The organism is Pleomorphomonas sp. JP5, assembly GCF_023721815.1.
Taxonomy (GTDB): Bacteria; Pseudomonadota; Alphaproteobacteria; order Rhizobiales; family Pleomorphomonadaceae; genus Pleomorphomonas.
This window is the reverse complement of sequence record NZ_JAMDLI010000002.1, coordinates 14000-38065: the sequence shown is the minus strand read 5'-3', so window position 1 is coordinate 38065 and position 24066 is coordinate 14000. Positions and strand designations below refer to the sequence as shown.

The 24066-nt window shown below is 65.8% G+C and carries 21 protein-coding genes; 6 read left to right on the top strand and 15 right to left on the bottom strand.

Going from position 1 to position 24066, the window contains the following annotated elements:
- Positions 1-20 precede the first annotated feature (20 nt).
- Positions 21-1475 carry a glycosyltransferase family 39 protein gene (locus tag M4J40_RS02045; RefSeq protein WP_251751711.1) on the bottom strand — a complete coding sequence of 485 codons (1455 nt, stop codon included), beginning with the start codon at positions 1473-1475 and terminating at the stop codon, positions 21-23.
- Positions 1476-1651: 176 nt separating this feature from the next.
- On the opposite strand from M4J40_RS02045, the gene M4J40_RS02040 reads away from it, so the two are divergent.
- On the top strand, positions 1652-2872 hold the full coding sequence (locus M4J40_RS02040) for an argininosuccinate synthase (protein WP_251751710.1): 1221 nt from the start codon (positions 1652-1654) through the stop codon (positions 2870-2872).
- Positions 2873-2961: 89 nt separating this feature from the next.
- Here M4J40_RS02040 and M4J40_RS02035 read toward each other — a convergent pair whose 3' ends face one another.
- On the bottom strand, positions 2962-4956 hold the full coding sequence (locus tag M4J40_RS02035) for a methyl-accepting chemotaxis protein (RefSeq protein WP_251751709.1): 1995 nt from the start codon (positions 4954-4956) through the stop codon (positions 2962-2964).
- 265 nt (positions 4957-5221) lie between these two features.
- On the opposite strand from M4J40_RS02035, the gene M4J40_RS02030 reads away from it, so the two are divergent.
- The gene (locus M4J40_RS02030; protein WP_251751708.1) at positions 5222-5863 is read left to right on the top strand and encodes a LysE family translocator; all 642 of its coding nucleotides are present in this window, start codon (positions 5222-5224) and stop codon (positions 5861-5863) included.
- A gap of 137 nt (positions 5864-6000) precedes the next feature.
- On the opposite strand, the gene M4J40_RS02025 is transcribed toward M4J40_RS02030, so the two are convergent.
- Positions 6001-7194 (bottom strand): multidrug effflux MFS transporter, encoded by a 1194-nt coding sequence (locus M4J40_RS02025; RefSeq protein WP_251751705.1) that lies wholly within the window; start codon positions 7192-7194, stop codon positions 6001-6003.
- A gap of 208 nt (positions 7195-7402) precedes the next feature.
- Here M4J40_RS02025 and typA point away from each other — a divergent pair, with 208 nt between their 5' ends.
- Positions 7403-9229: a translational GTPase TypA gene (typA, locus tag M4J40_RS02020; protein ID WP_251751704.1), complete on the top strand. Its 1827-nt coding sequence runs from the start codon at positions 7403-7405 to the stop codon at positions 9227-9229.
- Positions 9230-9364: 135 nt separating this feature from the next.
- Here typA and M4J40_RS02015 read toward each other — a convergent pair whose 3' ends face one another.
- The 6 genes from M4J40_RS02015 to M4J40_RS01990 form a co-directional block, all read right to left on the bottom strand.
- The gene (locus M4J40_RS02015) at positions 9365-10531 is read right to left on the bottom strand and encodes a DUF4167 domain-containing protein (protein ID WP_251751702.1); all 1167 of its coding nucleotides are present in this window, start codon (positions 10529-10531) and stop codon (positions 9365-9367) included.
- Between the two features lie 434 nt (positions 10532-10965).
- Positions 10966-11859, bottom strand: a complete 894-nt coding sequence (gene prmC, locus M4J40_RS02010; RefSeq protein WP_251751700.1) for a peptide chain release factor N(5)-glutamine methyltransferase — start codon at positions 11857-11859, stop codon at positions 10966-10968.
- The gene (gene prfA, locus M4J40_RS02005) at positions 11856-12929 is read right to left on the bottom strand and encodes a peptide chain release factor 1 (RefSeq protein ID WP_251751698.1); all 1074 of its coding nucleotides are present in this window, start codon (positions 12927-12929) and stop codon (positions 11856-11858) included. The genes prmC and prfA overlap by 4 nt, the downstream gene beginning before the upstream one ends.
- A gap of 31 nt (positions 12930-12960) precedes the next feature.
- A complete protein-coding gene (ptsP, locus tag M4J40_RS02000; RefSeq protein ID WP_251751696.1) occupies positions 12961-15228 on the bottom strand; it encodes a phosphoenolpyruvate--protein phosphotransferase in 2268 nt (755 codons plus the stop codon).
- Between the two features lie 286 nt (positions 15229-15514).
- On the bottom strand, positions 15515-16768 hold the full coding sequence (locus tag M4J40_RS01995; RefSeq protein ID WP_251751694.1) for an aspartate kinase: 1254 nt from the start codon (positions 16766-16768) through the stop codon (positions 15515-15517).
- A gap of 258 nt (positions 16769-17026) precedes the next feature.
- Entirely contained in the window at positions 17027-17959 is a 933-nt protein-coding gene (locus tag M4J40_RS01990; protein WP_251751692.1) for an alpha/beta hydrolase, read from the bottom strand.
- A gap of 182 nt (positions 17960-18141) precedes the next feature.
- Between M4J40_RS01990 and ubiG the strand changes: the two genes are divergently transcribed.
- Positions 18142-18897 (top strand): bifunctional 2-polyprenyl-6-hydroxyphenol methylase/3-demethylubiquinol 3-O-methyltransferase UbiG, encoded by a 756-nt coding sequence (gene ubiG, locus M4J40_RS01985; protein WP_251751690.1) that lies wholly within the window; start codon positions 18142-18144, stop codon positions 18895-18897.
- Positions 18898-18925: 28 nt separating this feature from the next.
- On the opposite strand, the gene M4J40_RS01980 is transcribed toward ubiG, so the two are convergent.
- Positions 18926-19402 (bottom strand): AAA family ATPase, encoded by a 477-nt coding sequence (locus M4J40_RS01980; protein ID WP_251751688.1) that lies wholly within the window; start codon positions 19400-19402, stop codon positions 18926-18928.
- 87 nt (positions 19403-19489) lie between these two features.
- Positions 19490-19939, bottom strand: a complete 450-nt coding sequence (locus M4J40_RS01975) for a DUF1178 family protein (RefSeq protein WP_251752157.1) — start codon at positions 19937-19939, stop codon at positions 19490-19492.
- A 188-nt stretch (positions 19940-20127) separates the two neighbouring features.
- Between M4J40_RS01975 and M4J40_RS01970 the strand changes: the two genes are divergently transcribed.
- Positions 20128-20667: a murein L,D-transpeptidase family protein gene (locus M4J40_RS01970; RefSeq protein WP_251751686.1), complete on the top strand. Its 540-nt coding sequence runs from the start codon at positions 20128-20130 to the stop codon at positions 20665-20667.
- 7 nt (positions 20668-20674) lie between these two features.
- On the opposite strand, the gene M4J40_RS01965 is transcribed toward M4J40_RS01970, so the two are convergent.
- The 3 genes from M4J40_RS01965 to M4J40_RS01955 all read right to left on the bottom strand — a co-directional run bounded on the left by M4J40_RS01965 (position 20675) and on the right by M4J40_RS01955 (position 22719).
- Positions 20675-21505: a carbon-nitrogen hydrolase family protein gene (locus tag M4J40_RS01965; RefSeq protein ID WP_251751684.1), complete on the bottom strand. Its 831-nt coding sequence runs from the start codon at positions 21503-21505 to the stop codon at positions 20675-20677.
- A 91-nt stretch (positions 21506-21596) separates the two neighbouring features.
- Positions 21597-21851, bottom strand: a complete 255-nt coding sequence (gene grxC / locus M4J40_RS01960; protein ID WP_251751682.1) for a glutaredoxin 3 — start codon at positions 21849-21851, stop codon at positions 21597-21599.
- A 46-nt stretch (positions 21852-21897) separates the two neighbouring features.
- Positions 21898-22719 (bottom strand): ComF family protein, encoded by an 822-nt coding sequence (locus M4J40_RS01955; protein WP_251751680.1) that lies wholly within the window; start codon positions 22717-22719, stop codon positions 21898-21900.
- A gap of 134 nt (positions 22720-22853) precedes the next feature.
- Between M4J40_RS01955 and M4J40_RS01950 the strand changes: the two genes are divergently transcribed.
- A complete protein-coding gene (locus M4J40_RS01950) occupies positions 22854-23726 on the top strand; it encodes a methyltransferase domain-containing protein (RefSeq protein ID WP_251751678.1) in 873 nt (290 codons plus the stop codon).
- A 95-nt stretch (positions 23727-23821) separates the two neighbouring features.
- Here the strand turns inward: M4J40_RS01950 and M4J40_RS01945 are convergent, their stop codons facing one another.
- Positions 23822-24025 carry a Flp family type IVb pilin gene (locus M4J40_RS01945; protein ID WP_251751677.1) on the bottom strand — a complete coding sequence of 68 codons (204 nt, stop codon included), beginning with the start codon at positions 24023-24025 and terminating at the stop codon, positions 23822-23824.
- Positions 24026-24066: the final 41 nt, after the last annotated feature.

Here is a 24066-nt window from a genome sequence, read left to right as displayed (position 1 = left end):
GGGAATCAGAGCCCGTGCTGTCAACGGTCGATCCGATAGATCGGAATGCGGCCGTCCCTTGCCTTGTAGATGCGGGTTTCGAGGGCGCCGAGCGGCTCGATGCGCTCCGGCTCAATGCCGAGCGTCGCCGGATCGACCTCGGTGACCATGAGAGCCGGTCCGTGCTTGGCGGGATCGTAGGGTATGGTCATCTCGAACTGATCGCTCGGCGCGGCGCCGGAGGCGACATAGGGCCTGACGTCGAGTCCGCTGCCGCGCAACTCGTAGAGGGTTTCCGAGGTCATCGGACGTCCGACGGTGACGACCGTGCGGACGCCGGCTGCTCGCGCTGCGGCGATCAGCTTTTCGCCATAGTCCGACCAGTGCAGCAGGCGATGAAGCTGCGTCGGCTTCTGCGGCAGCGCCACGTGGCCGACGAGACTGGTGCCGATGGCGAGACCGACGGCCGCCGTCGTATTGATCGCCGTCGACAGCTTCAGAAGGCCACGCCAGCGAGTATCGACGAGTACGGCGCTGGCGAAGATGACGAGGGCGGGAAAGGCCGTCGCGGCCCAGTTGCCATGCAGCTTGGCAAAGGCGGCGTTGACGCCGATGACGATCAGAATCGGCAAACTCAGCCACATCATCAGCCGGTCGGCGACCGGTTTGGTCGAACGCCAGCCGAGAATCGCGGCGAGGACGGCGACGGCGAACAGGATCGGGCCGGGGATGGCGGCCTGGCCGCCGAGATACTCAAAGATCTTGCCGAGTTTGAAGCCCATCGCTTGCCAGCCGGCGTTGTCGCCTGTGTGGTGGAAAGTGACGAAACCATTCTGGGCATTCCAGATCAGGTTTGGCAGGAAGCCGACGAGGCCTCCGAAAAGCGCCACCCAGGTGGCGCCGCTCCGCAAGAGCGGGCGCCGGTCGGCGGCCACCAGAAAAAAGACCAGCAGCGAGGCTGGCAGGTAGATCATCGCGTATTTGGCATTGAGGCCGATGGCGACGACGCCGGCAAGATAGAGGGCTCGGGAGAGCGAAGCCCGTTCGACAAACAGGACCGTCGCATGCAGGCCGACGCACCAGAAGAACAACAGCGGCACGTCGGTGTTGAGGATCAGCGACGACAGGCTGACGGCCGGCATCGATACGTAGGCGAGGGCGCTCCAGAAGCCGATGCGATAATCGTAAAGCCGGCGGGCGGCGAGGAAGACGAACCAGGCGGACGCCGCATGCAGAAGCGGTGCTGGCGCTCGCACGCAGGCAACGCCGCTGCCGCAGACTTCGGTTGTTCCTCGGATCAGCCAGGCGATGAGGCCGGGCTTGGTGAAATAGCCGAAGGCGAGATTGCGCGACCAGGCCCAGTATTGAGCCTCGTCGTAGCTGAGTTCGAAGCCGCTCAGGAAGAGGGCGATGAGGCGGAGCGTCAGAAAGCAGGCGATGACCAGAAGGGTCAGTCTCGTCCAGTCTCTGTCGGAGGTCGATTGGGGCTCGGTCATGCTCGGCTCGGCTGGGCTGGCTGGGTGGCCGGGTTTATCAGCTGCGATCATGGCCGGCAAATGACGAATCTCCAGCCTTGCGCGGCTGTCACAGTCGGTTAAATTGCCGGCGATCGTTTTGAGCCGCCGGCCAGCCTCCCACCGACCGCCGCGGCTTTCATCTCCACGGAGTTTCCATGAAAAAGGGCGAAGTCAAGAAAGTCGTGCTGGCCTATTCCGGCGGTCTCGACACGTCGATCATCCTCAAGTGGCTGCAGACCGAACTCGGCGCCGAAGTCGTGACCTTCACGGCCGACCTCGGCCAGGGCGACGGCGATCTGGAGCCGGCCCGCAAGAAGGCCGAGATGCTGGGCATCAAGGAGATCTTCATCGAGGACGTGCGCGAGGAGTTCGTTCGCGATTTCGTCTTCCCGATGTTCCGCGCCAACGCCGTCTACGAGGGCGTCTACCTGCTCGGCACCTCGATCGCCCGTCCCCTGATCTCCAAGCACCTGATCGATATCGCCCGGAAGACCGGCGCCGACGCTATCGCCCATGGCGCCACCGGCAAGGGCAACGACCAGGTGCGCTTCGAGCTCAGCGCCTACGCGCTCAACCCGGACATCAAGATCATCGCCCCCTGGCGCGACTGGTCGTTCAAGAGCCGCACGGATCTGCTCGACTTCGCCGAGAAGCATCAGATCCCGATCGCCAAGGACAAGAAGGGCGAGGCGCCCTTCTCGGTCGACGCCAACCTCCTGCACTCGTCCTCCGAGGGCAAGGTGCTGGAGGATCCTTCGCAGCCGGCGCCCGAATACGTCCACATGCGCACCATTTCGCCGGAGGAGGCGCCGGACAAGCCGACCGTCATCACCATCGGTTTCGAGAAGGGCGACGCCGTCTCGATCAACGGCAAGCGCATGAGCCCGGCCGAGCTGCTGACGGCGCTCAACAAGTATGGCCATGACAACGGCATCGGCCGCCTCGATCTGGTCGAGAACCGCTTCGTGGGCATGAAGTCGCGCGGCGTCTACGAGACGCCCGGCGGCACCATCCTGCTGACCGCCCACCGGGCGATCGAAAGCATCACGCTCGATCGTGGCGCCGCTCACCTCAAGGACGAGCTGATGCCGCGCTATGCCGAGCTGATCTACTACGGCTTCTGGTTCGCGCCCGAGCGCTACATGCTGCAGGCGCTGATCGACAAGAGTCAGGAGAACGTCGAGGGCGAGGTGACGCTGAAGCTCTACAAGGGCAACGTCATCGTCACCGGCCGTGCGTCGCCGAAGACGCTCTATTCGTCGACGCTGGTCACCTTCGAGGACGATCAGGGCGCCTATGACCAGAAGGACGCCGCCGGCTTCATCAAGCTCAACGCGCTGCGCCTGCGCACGCTCGCCAAGCGCGACCAGGGCTGAGCCGTACCGATCCTAGCCTAAGCAAAAGGCCCGCTCCGATGTCATTCGGAGCGGGCCTTTTCTGTTTACGGGGAGTGGAGACGCGGCGTTTATGCCGCGCGAAGGCTGTCCACGAACTTGCTGACCTCGCTCTGGAGGTCGGTGGACTGGTGTTCCAGGTCGGCCGAGAGCGCCATCAGGTGGGTCGATGCACGGCCGGTCAGTTCGGCGGCTTCGCCGACGCCGGCGATGGAGCCGGTCACCGTCTGCGTGCCCTCGGCGGCCCGCTGGGTGTTCTGGGCGATCTCGTCGGTGGCCGCGCCCTGTTCCTCGACGGCGCCGGCGATCGAGGCGGTCACCTCGCGGATCGTCGAGATGGTCGAGGTGATGCGACCGATGGCTGTCACCGTCTCGTTGGTCGCTTCCTGGATTTCGCCGATCTTGGAGCCGATCTCGTCGGTCGCCTTGGCCGTTTGGGCGGCCAGCTGCTTCACTTCCGAGGCGACGACCGCGAAGCCCTTGCCGGCGTCTCCGGCCCGCGCCGCCTCGATGGTGGCGTTGAGGGCGAGGAGATTGGTCTGCTCGGCGATGGCCCGGATGAGATTGACCACGTCGCCGATGCGAACGGCGGCATCGGTCAGCGCACGCACCTTGGCCTCAGTCCGCGACGCTTCGGCGGCGGCCTCCTCGGCGACACCGGCCGACTTGGAGACCTGCACGTTGATCTCGCGGATCGACGCGGTGAGTTCTTCGGCCCCGGCGGCCACCGTCTGCACGTTGGAGGCGGCGGTTTCGGCAGCGCCTGTCACCGACTGAGCCCGACCGGAGGTGGCGTCGGCGGTCTCGGACAGCTCGCGGGCAGCTTCCGCCACCTCGGCAGAAGACTTGGCGAAGCGGTCGGCCAGCGCACCCATGGTCGACTGGAAGGCGTCGGCGAGCGCCTGCCGATCCTGGAGTTGCCGATCGGCGGCGATGCGATCGTTCTCGCCCTGCTCGGCCCTCAGCCTTTCGGTTTCCGCCAGTCCCTTGGCGAACACGTCGAGCGTCCGCGCCATGTCGCCGACCTCGTTGCGGTGGTCGGCATAGGGAATGACCGCGTCGCGATCGCCGGTGGCGACCGCCTTCATGGCGGTGGTGATGCGGCTGATCGGTTTTACGATGCCGCGTGCGAGCGCCCAGCCAAACACCAACGTCATCGCCATGATGACGCCGAACACCATCATGAGCTGGTCGCGAGCCTCGCGGCGGGCGCGGATTTCCGACGTGGAGGCGGCCGTGTCGACGCTGCGAATCATCGAGACGAGGTTGTCGAGCTGTGGCTCCAGCGTCTTGTAGCCGTTGGAAAGCTGCTGGTAGATGCTGAGGAACTTCTGCTGCAAGGCAACCCACTGGCCGACGTTGGCGGTGTACTCCTCCATTGCCTTGCCGAGGGCGGCCTTGGCGTCTGCGCCGAGCGAGCTGCGCGCCAGCGCCCGGGTGAAATCCATGGACGTCTTGCCGAAGGCGGTGAAGGCCTGTGGGTCGCTCTTCAGCATGAAGTCCTTTTCGTGGGTCCGCAGGGTCGCGAACAGAGCCGCCAGCTCGGGCGACGGATTGGCGGCGAGAAGATCGGTTACGGCCTGGCTGGACTGCAGGAGCGCACCGTTGACGCCCTGCTTCGGGTAGAGGCCGAGCTGCTTCTTGATGTTCAGGATGGCCTTGAAGGAAGAGCCATATTCCTCGAGGCCGGCCTTGATCTCGGCCACGTTGGAGGCCTTCGTCGGATCGGTCGCTTTGATGCGCGTCTCGAGCTGCTGGATGGTCGAGTCGGTCATGCGGGTGAGGTCGCCGTGCAGGCCCGAATAGCGCTCGTTGCCGGTGAACAGGAACTCGATCTCGGAGCGACGGAGCTGCAGCGCGGTGGTCTGCAGCGTGCCGGCCAGATCGGCATTGATGCGGGCGCTGGCCGCGCGTTGGCGATAGGTATTGGCGTTGATGTCCTGCATCATGTAGAGCCCGCCGACGACGGCAAGGGCCAGGAGCGAGAACAGTCCGAAGGCGAAGACCTTCGTTGCGATGCGGAATCGCGATCCGATCGCGAATCCCTTGAGCCTTAGTTTTGGCATCTGGACACTCCCCCGAGGGAGCCGACCCGGCGTCGCGCCCAAACCGGTGCGCCGTCTCCTCCCGATCGGCTTTCTTCCCTCAAGCATCGCCTTCGCCGATTAATTGCAGGTAAAGCGCATTGCGGAAAATCGCGCGAGTCAACGCAAACTGGCGATGTCAGGAATACCTTCCCGACTGCCTGGGATATGGGCACGGCGACGGTTGCGCGGCGCGCGAAATTGCGGGAAGCTTCGCCGTCTCCCGCCAGAGGGCTCGTCGTCTTCCATGCCGCTTTCGCTCCTTGTTTCGGCTTTCGTCGCCGCCTTCCTCTATGTCGTCATTCCCGGCCCGGCCTTCATCGCGCTCCTCGGCATTGGCGCCGGACAAGGGCGAAGCGCCGGTGCCCGCTTCATCGTCGGTCATCTCGCCGGCGACACGCTGTGGACGAGCCTTGCGCTCGTGGCGCTTGTCGGCGCGCATGTCGTGGGGCCGATGGTGTTCGACCTGCTTGGCTGTGTCTGCGGCGCCTATCTGGCCTTCATCGGCTGGCGTGCCTTCCGCGCCCGGCCGAATGGCCAGGGGCGGGCGGTCATGGCGGTGGAGCGACCGTTCAGGCGCGGGCTTATCTTCGGCCTCACCAACCCCAAGGGCTATCCGGTGGCGCTCGCCACCTTCACGGCGCTGGTTGGCGGTGTTGCCGACACGCTGTCGTTCTCAAGCCTGCCTGCGCTGATTGCCGCGTCTTTCCTCGGCTTTCTCGTCGCCGATGTGGTGATGATCGCCGTCATCGGAGCCGGCGCGGTGCGTCGCTTCTACCGGGCGCACGAACTGGCGATCGTCAGGGGCTCGGGGCTCCTGTTCATGGGGTTTGCCGCGCAGGCCTTCTGGCACGCGGCGCCCGGTCTGCTGGGCCTGAGGAGAGCCTAGTGGAGCGTTGAGTCCCGCCCGACATAAAGCGCCCGCTCAGATGTCTCGGTCGAACCACTGGGTCTTTCGCTCGCGCCGGATGATTTCGGCGAAAGCGCCTGCCGAACCCGTCGGCAAGGCACGGGATGACTAGATGTTTAGTCCCGGTCTTCGATCCGCTTTTCGACGGTGCAGAGAAACAGGGCTGCGAGCGTGACCACCGGGATCACCGTGGCGAAGGCGATCGGCGGTGAACCAATCAGCGCCACGGCGCCGGAGTCGACGAAGCCGCTGCCCATCTGAGCAAAGCCCAGAAGAGCGGCGGCGGCCCCGGCCTTCTCGGGGAACGCGGCCATGGCGCGGGTTGTGAGGTCGGGCGTCACGATGGCGAGCGCGAAGGCAAACAAAGCCACCGGCGCCATTACCGTCAGGTAGGATGGCGGGAAGACGGCGATCGACGCCGTCATCGTCAGCGCTCCGGCCGTGGCAAGAGCAAGGCCCGGCAGCACCAGGTCGCGGGCCGGAACGTGCTTGAGCAGCGCCTTGGTGAGGATGCCGCCGAGGATATAGGCGCCAGTCTGGGCCAGCATGCCGAAGCCGAAGGCCTGGGGAGTGAGGCCGGCGGTATCAATCAGCAGGAAGGGCAGCGTCGAACTCAGCGAGTAGAAGCCGCCGAAGACGAGCCCCATGGTCAGGGCCGGAAACAGGAAGCGCCGGTCGCCGGCAAGGGCGACATAGGCACGGGCAAGGCCGGCGGGCCTGGCGCGTGTCGGATCGGGCGCCCGGTTGGTTTCCGGCAGGAAGCGATGGACCGCGACGAGCAACACGCCACCGTAGACCACCATCAATACGAAGATCGCGCGCCAGTCGAAGGCGAGCATGGCCAGGCTGCCCAGCGTCGGCGCCACCGCCGGGCCGATGGCGAGAAAGATGCCGATGGTGTTCATCACGCGAGATGATTGCTCGCCGGCGAAGTTGTCGCGGACGATGGCGCGGGCGACCGAGATGCCGACCGCGGCGCCGATGCCTTGGACGAGGCGGGCCGCCGTCAAAGCGTGGATGGACGGTGCAAGCACCGCTCCGATCGAGCCGATGGCATAGAGCGCGAGGAAGGCCAGCGCGGTCGGGCGGCGGCCGTAGGCGTCCGACAGGGGGCCGCAGATCAGTTGCGCCAGGGCGAAGCCGGCGAAATAGGCGGCAAGCGTCGCCTTCACGGCCGGGTAGGTCGTGGCGAAGTCCCGCACCAGCTCCGGCATGGCCGGTGTGTAGAGCGCGAGCGACACCGGTCCGAGTGCAATGAGGAGTGAGCCGATCGCCGCGACATGGCGCTCGGTCATCGGGGCATGATGCATGGAACGTTCCGGAAAAGAAGGCCGAAGGCGGCGCTTCTAGCAGATGCAAACGGGTGCTGTTAAGTGTCACCTCGCTTTGCATGGCTGATGATCGGCGGAATAATCAGGTTTTTCTTGCTACCGTCACATTCATTTGTATAGTGCGCGCCAGAATGACGGTCCGGAGGCTCGCTTCGGGCCGTCTGTCTTTTCCCAACCGAGTACGCCCATGCAAATGCGCAACATCGCCATCATCGCGCACGTCGACCATGGCAAGACGACACTGGTCGATGAGCTTCTGAAGCAGTCCGGCACCTATCGCGAGAACCAGAAGGTTGCCGAGCGCGTGATGGATTCCAACGACCTCGAGAAGGAGCGCGGCATCACCATTCTTGCCAAGGCGACTTCGGTGGTCTGGAACGACGTGCGGATCAACATCGTCGACACCCCTGGCCACGCCGACTTCGGTGGCGAGGTGGAGCGTATCCTCAATATGGTGGACGGCGCCATCGTGCTGGTCGACGCCGCCGAGGGGCCGATGCCGCAGACCAAGTTCGTGGTCGGCAAGGCGCTGAAGGTTGGCCTCAAGCCGATCGTCGCCATCAACAAGGTCGACCGCCAGGATGCCCGCATTCACGAAGTCGTGGACGAGGTGTTCGATCTGTTCGCCAACCTCGACGCCACCGAGGAGCAGCTCGACTTCCCGATCCTCTACGGTTCGGGCCGCAACGGTTGGTTCTCGACCCAGCCGGAAGGCGGAGAGGCCGACGGCATGAAGCCGCTGTTCGATCTGGTTCTGCGCCATGTCGAGCCGCCGCATGTCGAGCAGGATGCGCCCTTCCGCATGATCGGGACGCTTCTGGAAGCCAATCCCTTCCTCGGTCGCCTCGTTACCGGTCGCATCACCTCGGGTTCGGTGAGAACCAACCAGACCATCAAGGTGCTCGACCAGGACGGAAAGGTCGTCGATCAGGGGCGCGTGTCCAAGCTTCTGGCCTTCCGTGGCCTTGAGCGCACCGCGATCGACGTCGGCGAAGCGGGCGACATCGTGGCGATCGCCGGTCTGACCAAGGGTACGGTTGCCGAGACCTTCTGCGCGCTCGAAGTGACCGAGCCGCTGCACGCCCAGCCGATCGATCCGCCGACCGTCACCATGACCTTCCTCGTCAACAACTCGCCGCTGGCCGGTACCGAGGGCGACAAGGTGACGAGCCGCATGATCCGCGACCGCCTCCTGCGCGAGGCGGAGGGCAACGTCGCCCTCAAGATCGAAGAGAGCACCGAGAAGGATTCGTTCTTCGTCTCGGGCCGTGGCGAACTGCAGCTGGCCGTGCTGATCGAGACCATGCGTCGCGAAGGCTTCGAGCTTGCCGTGTCGCGGCCGCGTGTCGTGTTCCGCAAGGACGAGACGACTGGCGAGACGCTCGAGCCGATCGAGGAAGTGGTGATCGACGTCGACGAGGAGTACTCGTCCGTCGTCGTGCAGAAGATGAGCGAGCGTCGGGCCGACATGGTCGAGATGCGCCCGTCCGGCGGCAATCGCCTGCGTCTGGTGTTCTTTGCGCCGACGCGCGGCCTGATCGGCTACCAGTCGGAACTGCTCACCGATACGCGCGGGACGGCGATCATGAACCGCCTGTTTCACGAGTATCAGCCGCACAAGGGCGATCTGCCCGGCCGGCGCAACGGCGTGCTGATCTCCAACGACATCGGCGAGGCCGTCGCCTATGCGCTGTGGAACCTCGAGGACCGTGGCCCGATGATGATCGAGCCGGGTTGGAAGGTTTACCAGGGCATGATCGTCGGCGAGCATACTCGCGAGAACGATCTCGAGGTCAACGTGCTCAAGGGCAAGAAGCTGACCAACGTCCGCTCGGCCGGCAAGGATGAGGCCGTGCGCCTGACGCCGCCGATCCGCATGACGCTGGAGCGGGCGCTTGCCTGGATCCAGGAGGACGAACTGGTCGAGGTGACGCCGAAGTCGATCCGCCTGAGGAAGACGACGCTCGATCCGATCGAGCGCAAGCGTGAGCGGTCGCGCGACGCGGCTGCCTGAGGTCGCTTCATCTGGACATTGAAAAAGGGCGGTGCCATGCGGCGCCGCCCTTTTCATATGAGGCGCGCCCCTGAAAACGAAAAGGACCGCGTCGGTGCCGACGCGGTCCTTGAAAGCCTGCTTCGGCGCCGACTATCAGCCTTCGCCACCTTCTGAGCTGCCCTCGGTCGTCGCCTTGGCGCGGCGGGTGCGTGGACGGGTGGTCGAGGCGATCGGGGTGCCGACAGTGGTCGCGCGACGCCGCGGAACGCGCTTGCGCGGTGCCTCCTCGGCCTCGGCCTCGGTCGAGGCGGCAGCCACCGGTTCCGGTGAAGGCTCACGGGCAGGTTCGGCGGTCGGGGCTGGGCGTTCGGCTACCGGTGCCGGACGCTCGGCCGGTGCCGGACGTTCGGCAACTGGAGCCGGACGCTCGACTGCCGGAGCAGGGCGTTCTGCAACGGCAACCGGTGCGGGGTCGGACGAGCGCGGCTGACGCTCGAGCAAGAAGGCGGGAAGGCCGGCTTCGGCGGCAGCGACCGGCGCCGGGCGCTGCTCGCGTTCGGTCCGGACGACCGGCTGCGGCGAATCGGGAAAGCTAACGTCGGGCTGCGGCGCATCGGCCAGGGTCGGCGCCAAGGCCGGCTGCGGCTGGCGGTCGCCACCGCGATTGTCCTGGTTGTTCTGCCCCTGGCGGTCACCACGGTCGCCACGGTTGTCGCGGCCGAAGCGGTCGAACCGCTGACGACGATCGCGACGATACTCGTTGCGGTCCTGCTGCTGACGGTCGCCGTTGTCGTTGTTGCGGTTGTTGTCACCGTTGCGGTTGTTGTCGCCGCCACGATTGTTGTTGTCGCCGTTGCGATTGTAGTCGCGCTGCTGGCCGTTGTCGCGGTTCTGGTAGCCGCCTTCGCGTTGCTCGCGCGGCTCCCGCTGCTCGTTCGGCTGGCGATTGTTGTTGTCGAACTGGCCGGGCTGGCGAATCTCGATCTGGCGCGGCTCGAAGCGGTCGGAACCGATCGGCTCGAAATCGTCGTCCTCGCTGTCGTCCTCGCGACCGGCAGCGGCGGCGGCCTGGGCGGCCTGGGCGGCGGCAATGATGCGGTAATAGTGCTCGGCGTGCTGGAGGTAGTTCTCCGCCATCACTCGGTCACCGGCCGATGACGCGTCGCGAGCGAGCTGCGTGTATTTTTCGGCGATGTGAAGGGCGGTGCCTCTGATCTTGATGTCCGGGCCGTTGGAATCAAACGACCGGGTCAGCGGATTGGGAGCCTTGCGGTTGGGCCGGCCGCGCATCCGTTGCTTGTTCTGCTGGTTCTGCCTCATATGTCCGCTATCTCTTGCCTTCGCGGGTCAAAAAAGCACGAGGCGCGAGGCCGCGAGTCTCGTTGACTGCCGGCTCTCCCTGATGAGGGGGCCGGCGAAGTCGCGGCGCCTAGTGCAAACACATCATCTATCAAGAACGACCGTCAGACTGAGCGCTTGCGCCCATGACGGTGTCGCCTCAGCATCCTCTACGTTTGATCGTATCGAGAACGGGTCTGAGCGGGATCGTGGCCCACGCCCTGGCTCTGCCGGCAACCGGACTGTGTGAGCTAGCTCCGACTGCTCATCCGCCAAGGCAAGAGGTCATGCCTCCCGAATACGGCTTTTCGACGGTGACGTCAAATACAGCCGATTCTCTACGGAAGGACCCTAGCTGCTTCGTTGCGACTTTCCAAGCTGATTTTTGGCTTCAGGGTCAATAAAGCGAGGGAATTTCAGTCGAATTGCGCGCTTCGCCGGCCTGACACGACGCGTTGGCGGCTGCCGAGGTCTCGGTGGACTTCGACTTCAACCAGACCTGAAGCTCTGAACAGGGTATCGACTGCTTCGCCCTGGTCCCAGCCGATCTCGACAGCAAGTAGTCCACCGGGAGCAAGATGGTCATGAACGCCTCCGACAATGGTCCGGTAGGCCGCCAGCCCATCGGGGCCGCCGTCGAGGGCGAGCAAGGGGTCGTGCAGGCGCACCTCGCGGTCAAGGTCGGCGATGACGGTGCTCGCGATGTAGGGCGGGTTGGAGACGATCAGGTTGAAGCTGCCGGTGACGGCCGCGAAAAAGTCGCCCTGGGCGAAATCCAGCCGATCGCCAACGCCGTTGCGGTCGGCGTTGTCCTTTGCCACCGCCAGGGCGCCGGGCGACAGGTCGGTGGCCATTCCGCGTGCGCCGGGCAACTTGGCAAGCAAGGTCACGGCGATGGCGCCCGTTCCGGTGCCGAGGTCGAGAAACCGGAGGCCTTCCCCGCGTGGCGAGACACCGGCAATGCGACCGTCGCGAACGGCGGCAAGAGCCACTTCGACCAGTGTTTCGGTATCCGGGCGTGGTTCGAGCGTGTCGGGGCCAAGGATGAAATCGAGACCGTAAAAGGACGCGACCCCGAGGATGCGGCCGATAGGCTCGCCTGCGGCGCGGCGGTCGAGCCACCCCAAGAGGCGGTCGGCGGCGCCCGGGGCGACCGCTCGATCGGCGGCGGCGAGCAGGTCGAGCCGGCTGGCGCCCGTGGCGGCCTCCAGCAGCAGGCGGGCGTCGATGTCCGCCGTATCGATGGCGGCATCCTTCAGACGTCGGCGCGCGGTGGCAAGCAGGGCGCCAAGGGTGGGGGTGTCGCTCATGCCTCGGCTTCGGCGAGCAGTCTGGCCTGATGGTCGGTGATCAGCGCATCGACCACGTCATCAAGGTCGCCCTCCATGACCTGCGGCAGCTTGTAGAGCGTCAGGTTGATGCGGTGGTCGGTGACGCGCCCTTGCGGGAAGTTGTAGGTGCGGATGCGCTCCGAGCGGTCGCCGGAGCCCACCTGGCCACGCCGGTCGGCGGCGCGGGCGCTGTCGGCCTTCTCGCGCTCGATCTCATAAAGACGGGCGCGCAGGAGCTTCATCGCCTTGGCGCGGTTCTTGTGCTGGGATCGCTCTTCCTGGCAGGCGACCGCGATCCCTGTCGGGATATGGGTGATGCGGATGGCGCTGTCGGTGGTGTTGACATGCTGACCGCCTGCGCCCGACGAGCGGAAGGTGTCGACGCGAAGGTCGGCCTCATTGATGGCGATGTCCACGTCCTCGGCTTCCGGGAGAACTGCCACGGTGGCGGCGGAGGTGTGGATGCGGCCCGAGCTTTCGGTCACCGGTACGCGTTGTACCCGGTGGACGCCGGATTCGAACTTCAGCCGGGCGTAGACGCCGGCGCCGTCGATCGAGGCGATGATCTCCTTGTATCCGCCGAGCTCTGCCTCCGACACGCTCATGACCTCGACGCGCCAGCCGTGCGTCTCGGCGTAGCGCTGGTACATGCGGAAGAGATCGCCGGCAAACAGCGCCGCCTCGTCGCCGCCGGTTCCGGCGCGTACTTCGAGGATGGCGCTCTTGTCGTCGGCCCGGTCGCGCGGCAGGAGCGCGATGCGGACGTCCTGCCTCAGCGTCTCGACCCTCTCGGCAAGCTCGGGCCGTTCGGCCTCGGCGAGCGACCGCATGTCCGGATCGGTGCCCGGGTCGGCAAGCATCGCCTCGATGTCGGCGAACTCGCGGTCGGCATCGCGCAGGGCGCGGATACGGACGACCAGCGGCTCCAGTTCGGCATAGTCGCGCGACAGGCGCACGAAGGTTTCGGCGTCGGGGTTGCCGGCAAGCCGCGCTTCAAGAATGGCGAAACGGTCGAGGAGGGCCTCGAGACGGGCGTCGAAGGGAGTCATACCTTGGCGGAAGCCTTGAGCGGGGACCGGGTCAATTGAGCGGGATATCCCGGGATTCGGCGAAATCCTGCAGCAGCTTGCGGATCGGCGGACCGTCGGGTCGGTTGAGGGCCGGCGCCAGCAGCGCTTCGAGTTCGCCGAGGTTGACCGAGCGGATCATGTCCTTGACCGGGCCAACGGAGGTGGCGGCCATGGACATCGACCGGAAGCCGATGGCCATCAGCGCCATGGCGGTGAGCGGCGTGCCGCCCAGCTCGCCACACAGCGTGGCCGGCTTGCCATACTCGGCCGACTTGCGGGCAATGGTGCGGAGTGCGCGCAGGAAGGATGGCGCGAGCGGGTCGAAGCGCTGCGACACCTTGGCGTTGCCGCGATCGACGGCCAGCATGAACTGGAACAGGTCGTTGGTGCCAACCGATACGAAGTCGACCACCGACAAGAGCTCGTCGAGCTCGAACAGCAGCGCCGGCACCTCGATCATGGCGCCGAGCTTCAGCGACGATGGCAGGGCGTGGCCGTGCTTTTCCAGGAAGCGCTGCTCGCCCATGACCAGTTCCTTGGCCTTGACGAACTCATCGACCGTCGAGATCATCGGGAACATGACGCGCAGCTCGCGGCCGCCGGCGGCCTTCAGCAGGGCGCGGATCTGCGTCCTGAGAATGACGGTGCGGTCGAGGCCGATGCGGATGGCCCGCCAGCCCATGGCCGGGTTCTCCTCCTGCACCGAGCGGGTGAGGTAGGGCAGCACCTTGTCGCCGCCGATATCGAGCGTGCGGAAGGTGACAGGCCGGCCGGTGGCGCCGTCGAGAATCTTGGAATAGAGCTCCGCCTGCTGGCCCAGCTTGGGGAAGGTGGGCGCGATCATGAATTGCAGTTCGGTGCGGAACAGGCCGATGCCGTCGGCGCCCGACTCGTCGAAATGCGGCAGGTCGAACAGCAGGCCGGCATTGGTGTTGAGGGCGATGCGCACGCCGTCGAGCGTCACCGGCGCCTTGAAACGCAACTGGCGGTACCGCTCCTGCCGGCGGGCGCGGAAGCGGACCTTGGTGACGTAGGCTTGCTCGACGTCGGCCGGCGGCCGCAGGTGCACATAGCCGCTTTCGCCGTCGATGATGATGCTGTCGCCGTTCTCGGCCAAAGACACGACGTTGGCGAGCTGGCCGACGGCCGGAATGGACAGGGCGCGGGCGACGATCGCCACGTGACTGGTCGAGGTGCCTTCTTCCAGCACGAGGCCGCGCAGCTTGGAACGGTCGTAGTCGAGGAGCTCGGCGGCGCCCATGGAGCGCGCCACGACGATGGCGTTCTCCGGCAGCTCGGTATTCTTGTCCTTGCCCATCAGCTCGCGCAGCAGGCGATAGGTCAGGTCGTCGAAGTCGTGCAGGCGTTCGAGCAGGTAGGGGTCGGTTTGCCGCTGCATGCGGGCGCGGGTGTCGGACTGCACCCGCTCCACTGCCGCTTCGGCCGACAGGCCTGAACGGACGATCGCCTCCTCCATGCGCCGCGTCCAGCCGCGATCGTAGGCGAACATGCGGTAGGCTTCGAGCACGTCGCGATGCTCGCCGTGGTGGGCGACCTCGCCCCTGTCGATCATGTCGTCGATCGAGAGGCGCAGGTTGGCGATGGCGGCTGTCAGCCGCTTCACCTCCTGCTCGGGGTCCTCGGCGATGAAGTTGGTGACGACGACGCGCGGCTCGTGCAGCACGACATGTCCGAGGCCGACGCCGTCGGACAGCACGATGCCGGGCACGTGCATGGGGCGATTGAGATCGAGTACCGTCTGCTGGGCGGCGGCAAGGCCCAGCACTTCACCGGAGGCGATGATCTCGGCAATGATCATGCCGGTGGTCTGAAGCGCTTCCTCCTCCTCCTCGGAGTAGGTCTTGCGGACGCGGTTCTGCACCACCAGAACGCCGAGCGTCCGTCCCGAGCGCAAGATCGGCACGCCGAGGAAGGAGTGATAGGCCTCTTCGTCGGTGCCGGGAATGTAGGAGAAGGCAGGGTGTTCCTGGGCGTCGGCAAGGTTTAGCACCGCCGCTTCGGCGGCGATAAGGCCGACGAGGCCCTGGCCGACGCGAAGGGACGCCTTGTGGACGGCATCCCGGTTGAGGCCCTCGGTGGCGAACAGCTCAAGCACGCCGTCGGCTCTGAGGACATAGAGCGAGCAGACCTCCGCGACCATGTTGGACGCGATGGTGGTGACGATCTTGTCCAGTCGCTCCTGGGCGCTGATCGGCTCCGCCATCACCTCGCGGAGGCGGCGGAGCAGAACGCGCGGTCCGGAAAGGCCTCCCCGCATCGTCGGCTTCCTGCTCTCTCCCGCAGGCCGGAACGGCGCCAGGCCGGCCGACGGGTTCATACACTCCATATTGCCAGCCCTAGCGCTTTTTGCGGCCGGCTTGAAGCCATCAATATGGCAGCATCTCCTTGCGAGCGGCTGCCGGAAAACGAATGGGCTCCAGCACGTTGATAAGGCCTCGCCGGTCTTCCGGCGAGGCCCTTTTCCGTTCGTGCCCGACAAATCGGCGTGAGTGCGCCGACCGAACTCGCCGATTCCGGGGCCTCTCCGGAACCGATAATCCGTGTTAGGCCTTGTCGAGCCCGTAGACCGAATGCAGGGTGCGAACGGCTAGCTCGGTGTAGGCCTCGTCGATCAGCACGGAAATCTTGATCTCGGACGTGGTGATCGCCCGGATGTTGATGCCCTTGTCCGACAACGCCTTGAAAGCCTGGGCGGCGACGCCGGCGTGGCTGCGCATGCCGACGCCGATCACCGACACCTTGCACATGCCGGTGGTGCCCTCGAAGGTCTTGTAGCCGATCTCGGCCTTCTTCTCGTTGAGCACGGCGGTGGCGCGCTCGTAGTCGGCGGCCGGCAGCGTGAAGGTGATGTCCGTCTCGGCGCCGTCGGCGGAGATGTTCTGGACGATCATGTCGACGTTGACGTTGGCGTCGGCCAGCGGTCCGAACACGGCGGCGGCGACGCCCGGCTGGTCGGGCACGCGGCGGATGGAGATCTGCGCCTCGTCCTTGGAGTAGGCGATACCGGTGACGACTTCCTGTTCCACGATCTCGTCCTCATCGCAAATAAGCGTTCCGAACGGGTCGCCGTTCGGCATGGTCTTAGGGTTGTTGGGGTCCTCGAAGGACGACCGCACGAAGGTGCGGACCTTGTGGACCATGGCGAGCTCGACGGAGCGCACCTGAAGGACCTTGGAGCCGAGGGAGGCCATCTCCAGCATCTCCTCGAAGGAGACCTTGTCGAGACGGCGCGCCTTCGGCACGATGCGGGGGTCGGTGGTGTAGACGCCGTCGACGTCGGTGTAGATGTCGCAGCGGTCGGCCTTCACCGCCGCGGCGATGGCGACGGCCGAGGTATCCGAGCCGCCGCGGCCGAGCGTCGAAATGCGTCCGTCCGGGCCGATGCCCTGGAAACCGGCGACGACGGCGACGCGGCCGGCCTCCATCTGCTCGATGACGCGGCTGCCATCGATGGACTGGATGCGAGCTGCGCCGTGGGCACCATCGGTGACGATCGGAAGCTGCCAGCCCTGCCAGGAGCGGGCATCGACGCCCATGGCCTGCAACGTGATGGCAAGAAGACCGCTCGTTATCTGCTCGCCCGAGGCGACGACGGCATCGTATTCGCGAGCGTCGTGCAAGGCGGAGGCACCACGGCAAAGCGCGACCAACTCGTTCGTCTTGCCGGCCATGGCCGATACGACGACGGCGACCTGATTGCCGGCATCGACTTCGCGCCTGACATGGGCCGCGACATTGCGGATCCTATCGAGATCGGCGACGGAGGTGCCGCCGAATTTCATCACCAATCGAGCCATTTTCCGACGTCGTTTCCTAAGGGGCGGGAACCCCGTTGCGAGAGGTGAAAACGCAGGCAGCCATGCGGCGCCCGCAGGGCCGCGATCTCAATACAGGAAGGTGCGCCGCCGGGCAATCGCAGAGCGTTTGCCCGGCGTTTGTTTTCTGCCTCAGTCGCCGGCGGCCTCTGGCCTTGGCTTTCGTGCTTCGCACGGGCGCCGCTTGGCGCCGGAAGCCGCTGGACGCGGCTTCGGGTGCGTTTGCTTGGCGGCGTGTGGTCAGAGGCGGAAGATGGCGCGGGCCCAGGTGACGAGGTGTTCGAAGAAGGGCGTGACGGCGCGGAGGCGGCCGTAGTCGCCGGCGCAACCGTGGTGAAGTCCCTCGTAACGGCGGAAGTCGAGTGTCACGCCGGCGGCGGCAAGGCGACCCGCATAGGCTTCTCCCTCATCGCGCAGAACGTCGCAGCCAGCCGTCAGCAGCAAGGCCGGCGGCAGGCCGGCGAGGCTTTCGGCCCGCAAGGGTGAGGCATACGGATGGGTGCGCTCGGCCGGGTCGGGCACGTAGTGATCCCAGAACCAGGCCATGTCGTCGGCGGTGAGGCCGAAGCCTTCGGCGAACTCGGCGTAGGACGGATGGCCGGCGGCGATGTCGTCGGTCACCGGATAGATCAGCATCTGGCCCGAGAGGACCGGTCCCCCTTCGTCGCGAATGCGCAGGGCGGTGACGGCGGCGAGGTTGCCGCCGGCGCTATCGCCGCCGACGATCAACTTGGCCGGGTTGAAGCCGAGATCCTTGGCGTGGGCCGCCACCCAGCGGATGGCTGCGAGGCAGTCATCGCTGGCCACGGGGAAGCGGTGCTCGGGCGCCATGCGGTAGTCGATGGAAACGACGATGGCGCCGACACTGGCGCAAAGGTTGCGGCAGACGTTGTCGTGGGTGTCGAGCGAGCAGAGCACCCAGCCGCCGCCGTGGATGTAGACGATGCCGGGCAGGATGTCGCCCTCGCCGAACGGTCGATAGACGCGCGCCGCGATGGCGCCGCTGCCGACCGGAATGGAGATGGTCTCGGTCGTCTTCACCGGTGCGCCGGCGAACCTTGGCTCGGCCTCGGCTCGGGCTCGGGCGGCCTCCGCCGACAGCTCCCTGAGAGGCGGTTCGCCTCGCGCTGCTGCGGCGGCGAGGTCGGCGGCAATTTCGGGGTGAAGCGGCATGACATCCTCCAACATGCATTTTTCACAAGTGAAGCGCTTCAGAACGGCGCCGGAAAGAGTTCTTTTCCGCTTATGACCAGTTTTCGTGGATCCAGACGCGATTGAAGCCGAGGGTTGACTTGGCAGTCGGCCGGTTCGAAAAGTCGGAGGCCTATTCCGGCACAAGCGTTGCGGAGAATCCCATGACCGAGATGAAGCGTGGCAGTGTCGATCAGGCCGAGGTCGATCGCTTCTCGGCGATGGCCAGGGAGTGGTGGGACCCGAACGGCAAGTTCAAGCCCTTGCACAGGTTCAGCCCTGTCCGGCTTGCCTATATCAAGCGGGAGGTTTGCCGGCATTTCGGTCGCGACGAGCGCGCCGCCGACGCTTTTACCGGTCTTTCCTTCCTCGATATCGGCTGCGGAGGCGGTCTGGTGTCCGAACCGATGGCGAGACTTGGCGCAACCGTCATCGGGGTCGATCCGTCGCCCGTCAACATCGAGGTGGCGCGTCTGCATGCGTCCGAAACCGGCGTGAACGTCGATTACCGGGCCACCACCGCCGAGGAGCTGTTTGCCGCCGGCGAACGCTTCGATGTCGTGCTGGCGTTGGAAGTGGTCGAACACGTCGCCGACGTGCCGACGTTCCTTCAGACGGTGGCGGACCTGGTGAAGCCCGGCGGTCTCGTCATCGCCGCCACGCTCAACCGCACGCTCAAGGCGCTTGGCCTTGCGGTCGTCGGCGCCGAGTATGTGTTGCGCTGGCTACCGCGCGGCACTCATGACTGGAGGAAGTTCGTCAAGCCCGAGGAGCTGGAGGCGCCGTTGCAGGATGCCGGCCTGATGCTGCTCGACAGGCGCGGCGTGGTGTTCGATCCGGTTCGGTTCTCCTGGAAGGAGAGCGACGACACAGATGTGAACTACATGGTCCTGGCGGCCCGGCCGGCTCAGCCGGCCTGAAATCGAGCCTGTTGGCCTTCGGTGCCTGTCATTCGACTTCGATCCGCGCTTCGTCATCCCTGAGTGGTTCGAAGCGCGCCTTGAGCGTCTGGAAGGTGCCGGGGGCGATGAAGAGGCCTCCTGCAAGCATCCGGTTTCTCTCGCTGACTCGGTCCCACGCCACCTCGTCGGCGCAGTGGAGGCGATAGAGAATGGCGTCACCGCCGTGTTCGGCGACAAGAGCCCGCGTTCGCTGTCTTTCGGCCCAGGACCAGAAACCGAAGTCCAGGATCACATTTGTCCCGACCGAGAGGCCGCGCGTCCAGGTCATTTCCATGACGCGGAAGACACGGCGCGCATACTCCGGGAACAGGTCCGCCGGAGGATCGTTGCCGTAGAGCTCGTTCATCCATTCATCGTGGGTGAAGCGGAGGGCCTTTTCTTCTTCCTCAAGGCGCTTGGCGAATGTCGTCTTCCCAGCTCCGATGAACCCATGGAGCAGGAACGCTTTCGGTTTCCGGTTCATGATCCCAGCTCGTCCCCAGCGGTAAAGTCCGCGCCTCGTCCAGAAGCCGATCCGCCGCTCTCAACCGCTTGTGTTGTTGGGCTCAGTCTAGTTGCGCTCGCCGGGCAGAACGGGTAGCGGCAGGATATCGATGCCGTCCTCGACGAGGGCGCGGGCGTCTTCTGCGGTAGCTTCGCCGTGAACGGCACGAACCGGCGCTTCGCCGAAGTGAATGCGGCGCGCTTCCTCGGCGAAGCGTTTGCCGACATTCTCGGAACCGTCGAGCAGCGCGGCCTTGATTTCCTTCAGCTTCTCTATGAGCTCACGCGCCTCGGGCGGGACGGCGACGAGTTGCTTGTCCTGCGAGGCGGTCGGAGCGACGGCCTTGCTTTCCGATGTCGTGACGTTCGGCCGCATCAGTGCCTTGCTGACCGACGTCGAGCCACATTCGGGGCAGGCGCAGAAACCGGCCGACGACTGGACGTCGAAATCCTCCGAGGAACGGAACCATCCCTCGAACTCATGGGCATTGGAACAGACGAGCGAATAGCGGATCATGACTTTCAACATGGCGCGCCGGCTTTGCTATCGCAAGTCCGGCGCTTCTATTTTGCTGTAGCGCGGCAAAGGGACGGGCAAACAAACGCCACGCTATTGCACGATATCCTCGTTCGGAGTGTCCAGCACCGCGAATTGCGGGCAGACCTCGCAGTTCAGTCGGCGTGATATCGAATCCGGGAAGCAGGATGAAGCGGTTTTTGATTGGACTACTGCTGTTGGGCCTTGGAGGGGGCGCCTACCATATCGGCATGGCGCGCTTCGGTTCCGGCTCGCCGCCTTCCATGGTTCCGGTGGAACAGCAGGCCGACCTGATCGAAGTCAGCAAGTCGCAGCGAACCTTGACGCTTGCCAGGGGCGGCGTGCCCCTCGCCACGTTCAAGGTTGTCTTCGGGGCCGCGGCCGAGGCGGGGCCTAAGCGTCAGGAAGGGGATGAGCGAACCCCGGAGGGCCAATATCTGATCGACTGGCGGAATGCGCGGTCATCGGCCTATCTCAGCCTGCATATCTCCTACCCTGATGCCCGCGACCTTGCCGAGGCGCAGCGGCGCGGCGTCCCTCCGGGCGGAGATATCATGATCCACGGGCTACCCAATGGTTGGGGTTGGCTTGGCCCCATCCACCATCTCGTCGACTGGACAGACGGCTGCATCGCGGTCACCAATGCCGAAATGCGAGAAATCTGGGCTCGGGTGCCAAACGGCACGCCGATCCGGATCGATCCGTGAGCGGGGATCACTCCGCCAGCGAAAAGCGGCGCTCGTTTGCCAGCGAGGGGATGCGGGCGCGGGTCAGCTCCACTTCGTCGAGGTCGATGTCAGCGACGACGACGCCGGGGTCGGCGTGGTCGGCCTCGGCGATCACCTTGCCCCAGGGGCCGACGATCAGCGAATGGCCATAGGTCTCGCGCCCGTCCTCATGCACGCCGCCTTGAGCGGCCGACACCATGAAGCAGCCGTTCTCAATGGCGCGGGCGCGCTGTAGCACGTGCCAATGCGCCTCGCCGGTCTGGCGGGTGAAGGCGGCAGGCGCCCCCATGATCTCGACCTCGGCATGGCCGTAGGCGCGGAACAGTTGGGGAAAGCGCAGATCGTAGCAGATGGCGAGGCCGATCTTCGTTCCCGCCGCTTCCACGACGATGGCGCTTTCGCCCGGCGTATAGGCGGCGCTTTCGCGCCAGGTTTCGCCCATGGGGAGGTCGACGTCGAACATGTGGATCTTGTCGTAGCGGGCGCGGAGATCGCCGGTGGGGGCGAAAACGTAGGCGCGGTTGGCGATTCGTCCGTCGTCACGGCGGATCGCCAGCGAGCCGAAATGCAGGGTGATGCCGAGTTCGCGGGCAAGCTCGGCGCCACGGGCAACGAAAGGATCCTTCGCCTCGACGGCCAATTGCCCCAACATGTCGGCGCGGTCCCGCTCGATGATGTTGGTCATCTCCGGCGTCTGGACATAGGTGGCGCCGGCGGCGGCGGCATCTCGAATGAGCGCCTCGACCTCGGGCAGGTTCCTTGAGGGGTCGCGGCCGGACCGAAGCTGCACGGCGGCGACACAGAGCGGACGCGTCATCTTGCCTCCTAGAGCGTTTTCGAGCGAAGCGGATATCGCTTCGCGAGAGGAAAACGCATGACCTTCACAAGGTAGGGTGCTCCCCCTCGCGCTATCCGGCAAGGAGGGCGTCGAGCCGCCCTTCGGCGTCGAGCGCGTAGAGGTCGTCGCAGCCGCCGACGTGCGTGTTGCCCAGAAAGATCTGCGGGAACGTCGAGCGGCCGGAGCGCTGCATCATCTCAGCCTTGAGGGTGCGGTCGCTACCGGCATCGATCTCGGTGAAGGTGGCTCCCTTCCTGGTCAGGAGCGCCTTGGCCCTGACGCAGTAGCCGCAGCCCTCGCGGGTGTAGATGGTGACCGGAACCATGCGGGTCTCCTCGATAAGCATATTCGTTCCGAATCTATAGCCCGCTTCAGCTCGGCGCCACAACCCGCGCCAGTGTAAGCACGTCGACCGCCACGGCCCCTGCGGAGAGCAATGCGCGAGTGGCGGCTTCCAGTGTTGCGCCGGTGGTCAGCACGTCGTCGACGAGGATGGGTCGGCGCCCGGCGAGCATGGCTTTCTTCTCGGCGGGCACTACGAAGGCACCGCGCATGTTGCGCGCTCGCTCGTCTCGACCGAGCCCGACCTGCCGGGGCGTGCGCCGCGTGCGCTGGAGGAGGCGGGTCGCGACCGGCAGGCCGGTAAGGTGGCCGACCTGATGCGCGAGAAGCGTCGCCTGGTTGAAGCGGCGGCTGGCCAGCCGCCCCCAGTGCAGCGGCACCGGCACCAGCATGTCGGCGTCGGCGACGAGTTCATGGGCGGCCCGAGCCATCCATGCGCCGAGCATCGGTGCGAGATCGGTGCGGTCGGCGTATTTCAGGGCGTGGACGAGGTCCGGAATCGGGCCCTCGTAGGATGCCGCCGAGCGCGCGCGGGCGTAGGCCGGAGGATCCGCGACGGCAGGCGCCGAGAGTATGCCGGGGCCAAGGTCGATGGGCAGTGGCGTGCCGAGCCGCTCGCACCAGGGGCGTTCAAGGAAGCGCACGCCCTGCCAGCAGTCAGTGCAAAGTCCGCCGGCGCTACCGAGGCGGGTGCGACATACGGGGCAGGCGGGCGGCAGCACGAGATCGGCAACCCCGCCGCAGGCGGCGCGAAGCAGGCGTCCGGCGGCGGCGACGGCAGTGAAACGCATCGGGCGCCGGCGTGGGATGTCGGCGGAAAGAGGGAGCCAGACGTCGGACTCTGCGGCCATGGTGCGCTCGCCGGTTGCGGTGAGACTAAAGCACGCGCGGCAAGCCTGTGCCAGAGGGCAGATGCGATCCGCGATTTGACGCGCCGATGCCGCCCGCCTATCACGCTGTCGAATCCGTTGCCGGAGGCTCGCCGATGACCCCAGTGATCTTCGACCGCTCGCTGTTCGCCCGCCGCCGGGCGCGGGCGCTCGCCGAGCGGCGCCCCGGCGCCGACTTTCTTCTGACGCTGGCCGCCGACGATCTCGCCGATCGTCTCGCCGCCGTCGACCGTCGTTTCTCGCGGGCGCTGGTGGTCGGTGATCCGACCGGTACGCTCGCGGCCCGGATCGCTGCCGGTCGGGTCGATGAAGTGGTGCGCGCGGATCTGCTGGTTCCGGGCGTCGATGGTGGCGGCGCGGTGGTGATCGATGACGAGGCGCTGCCGTTTGCGACCGGCGCCTTCGATCTCGTGGTGTCGTCGTTGGCCCTGCAATTTGCCAACGATTTGCCGGGCGCCCTGATCGAGGCGCGGCGTGTGCTTCGGCCGGATGGCCTGTTTCTCGGCGTGCTGGCCGGTGGCGAGACGCTGACCGAGCTCAGGCAGGCCTTCCTGGCGTCGGAAAGCCGTCGCTCCGGCGGCGTCAGTCCCCGCGTCGCGCCGATGGCGGAGGTGCGCGACCTCGGTGGTCTGTTGCAGCGGGCCGGTTTTGCGCTGCCGGTTGCCGACCAGGATCGGCTGATGCTGCGCTACTCGAGTGCGCTGGCGCTGATGGACGACCTCAAGGCAATGGGAGCGACCAGCGTTCTGGTCGACCGTCGCCGTGGCCTGACTGGGCCGGCACTGCTAGCCGAGGCGGCGTCGGCCTATCAGGAGATGTTCGGCGATCCAGATGGGCGCGTTCGGGCCAGTCTTTCGCTCGTGTCGCTGTCGGGGTGGTCGCCGCATGAGAGCCAGCAGAAGCCGCTCCGACCCGGCAGCGCCAAGATGCGGCTCGCCGACGCGCTGAAAGCACCGCCCGAGACCTGAAGCGGCTCGGAGAACGGATTTGACGCCTGAGCCCCTGCCGACATCACGCTCGCTCAAACGATGACCTTGAAAATTTATTTATAATCAATTACTTACTATTTTGTCTCCGACATTTTGTCGGATAGGTACTCGAAGGTGTTGCTAAAGCTGCCGGACACGTCGGTCATCGTCAGGATGCCGATCAGTGCCAGGCCGATCATCATCAGGAGGATGCCATATTCGATGGCGGTCGCGCCCTCGGTGTCGCGCAGTAAGGCATCGAGCCGGCGCAGTCCTTGTCCAGGGCCCTTCGTCGCCATGCTGCCGCCTCTTCCTTTTTCGGAAATGCCGTGACCTGCCA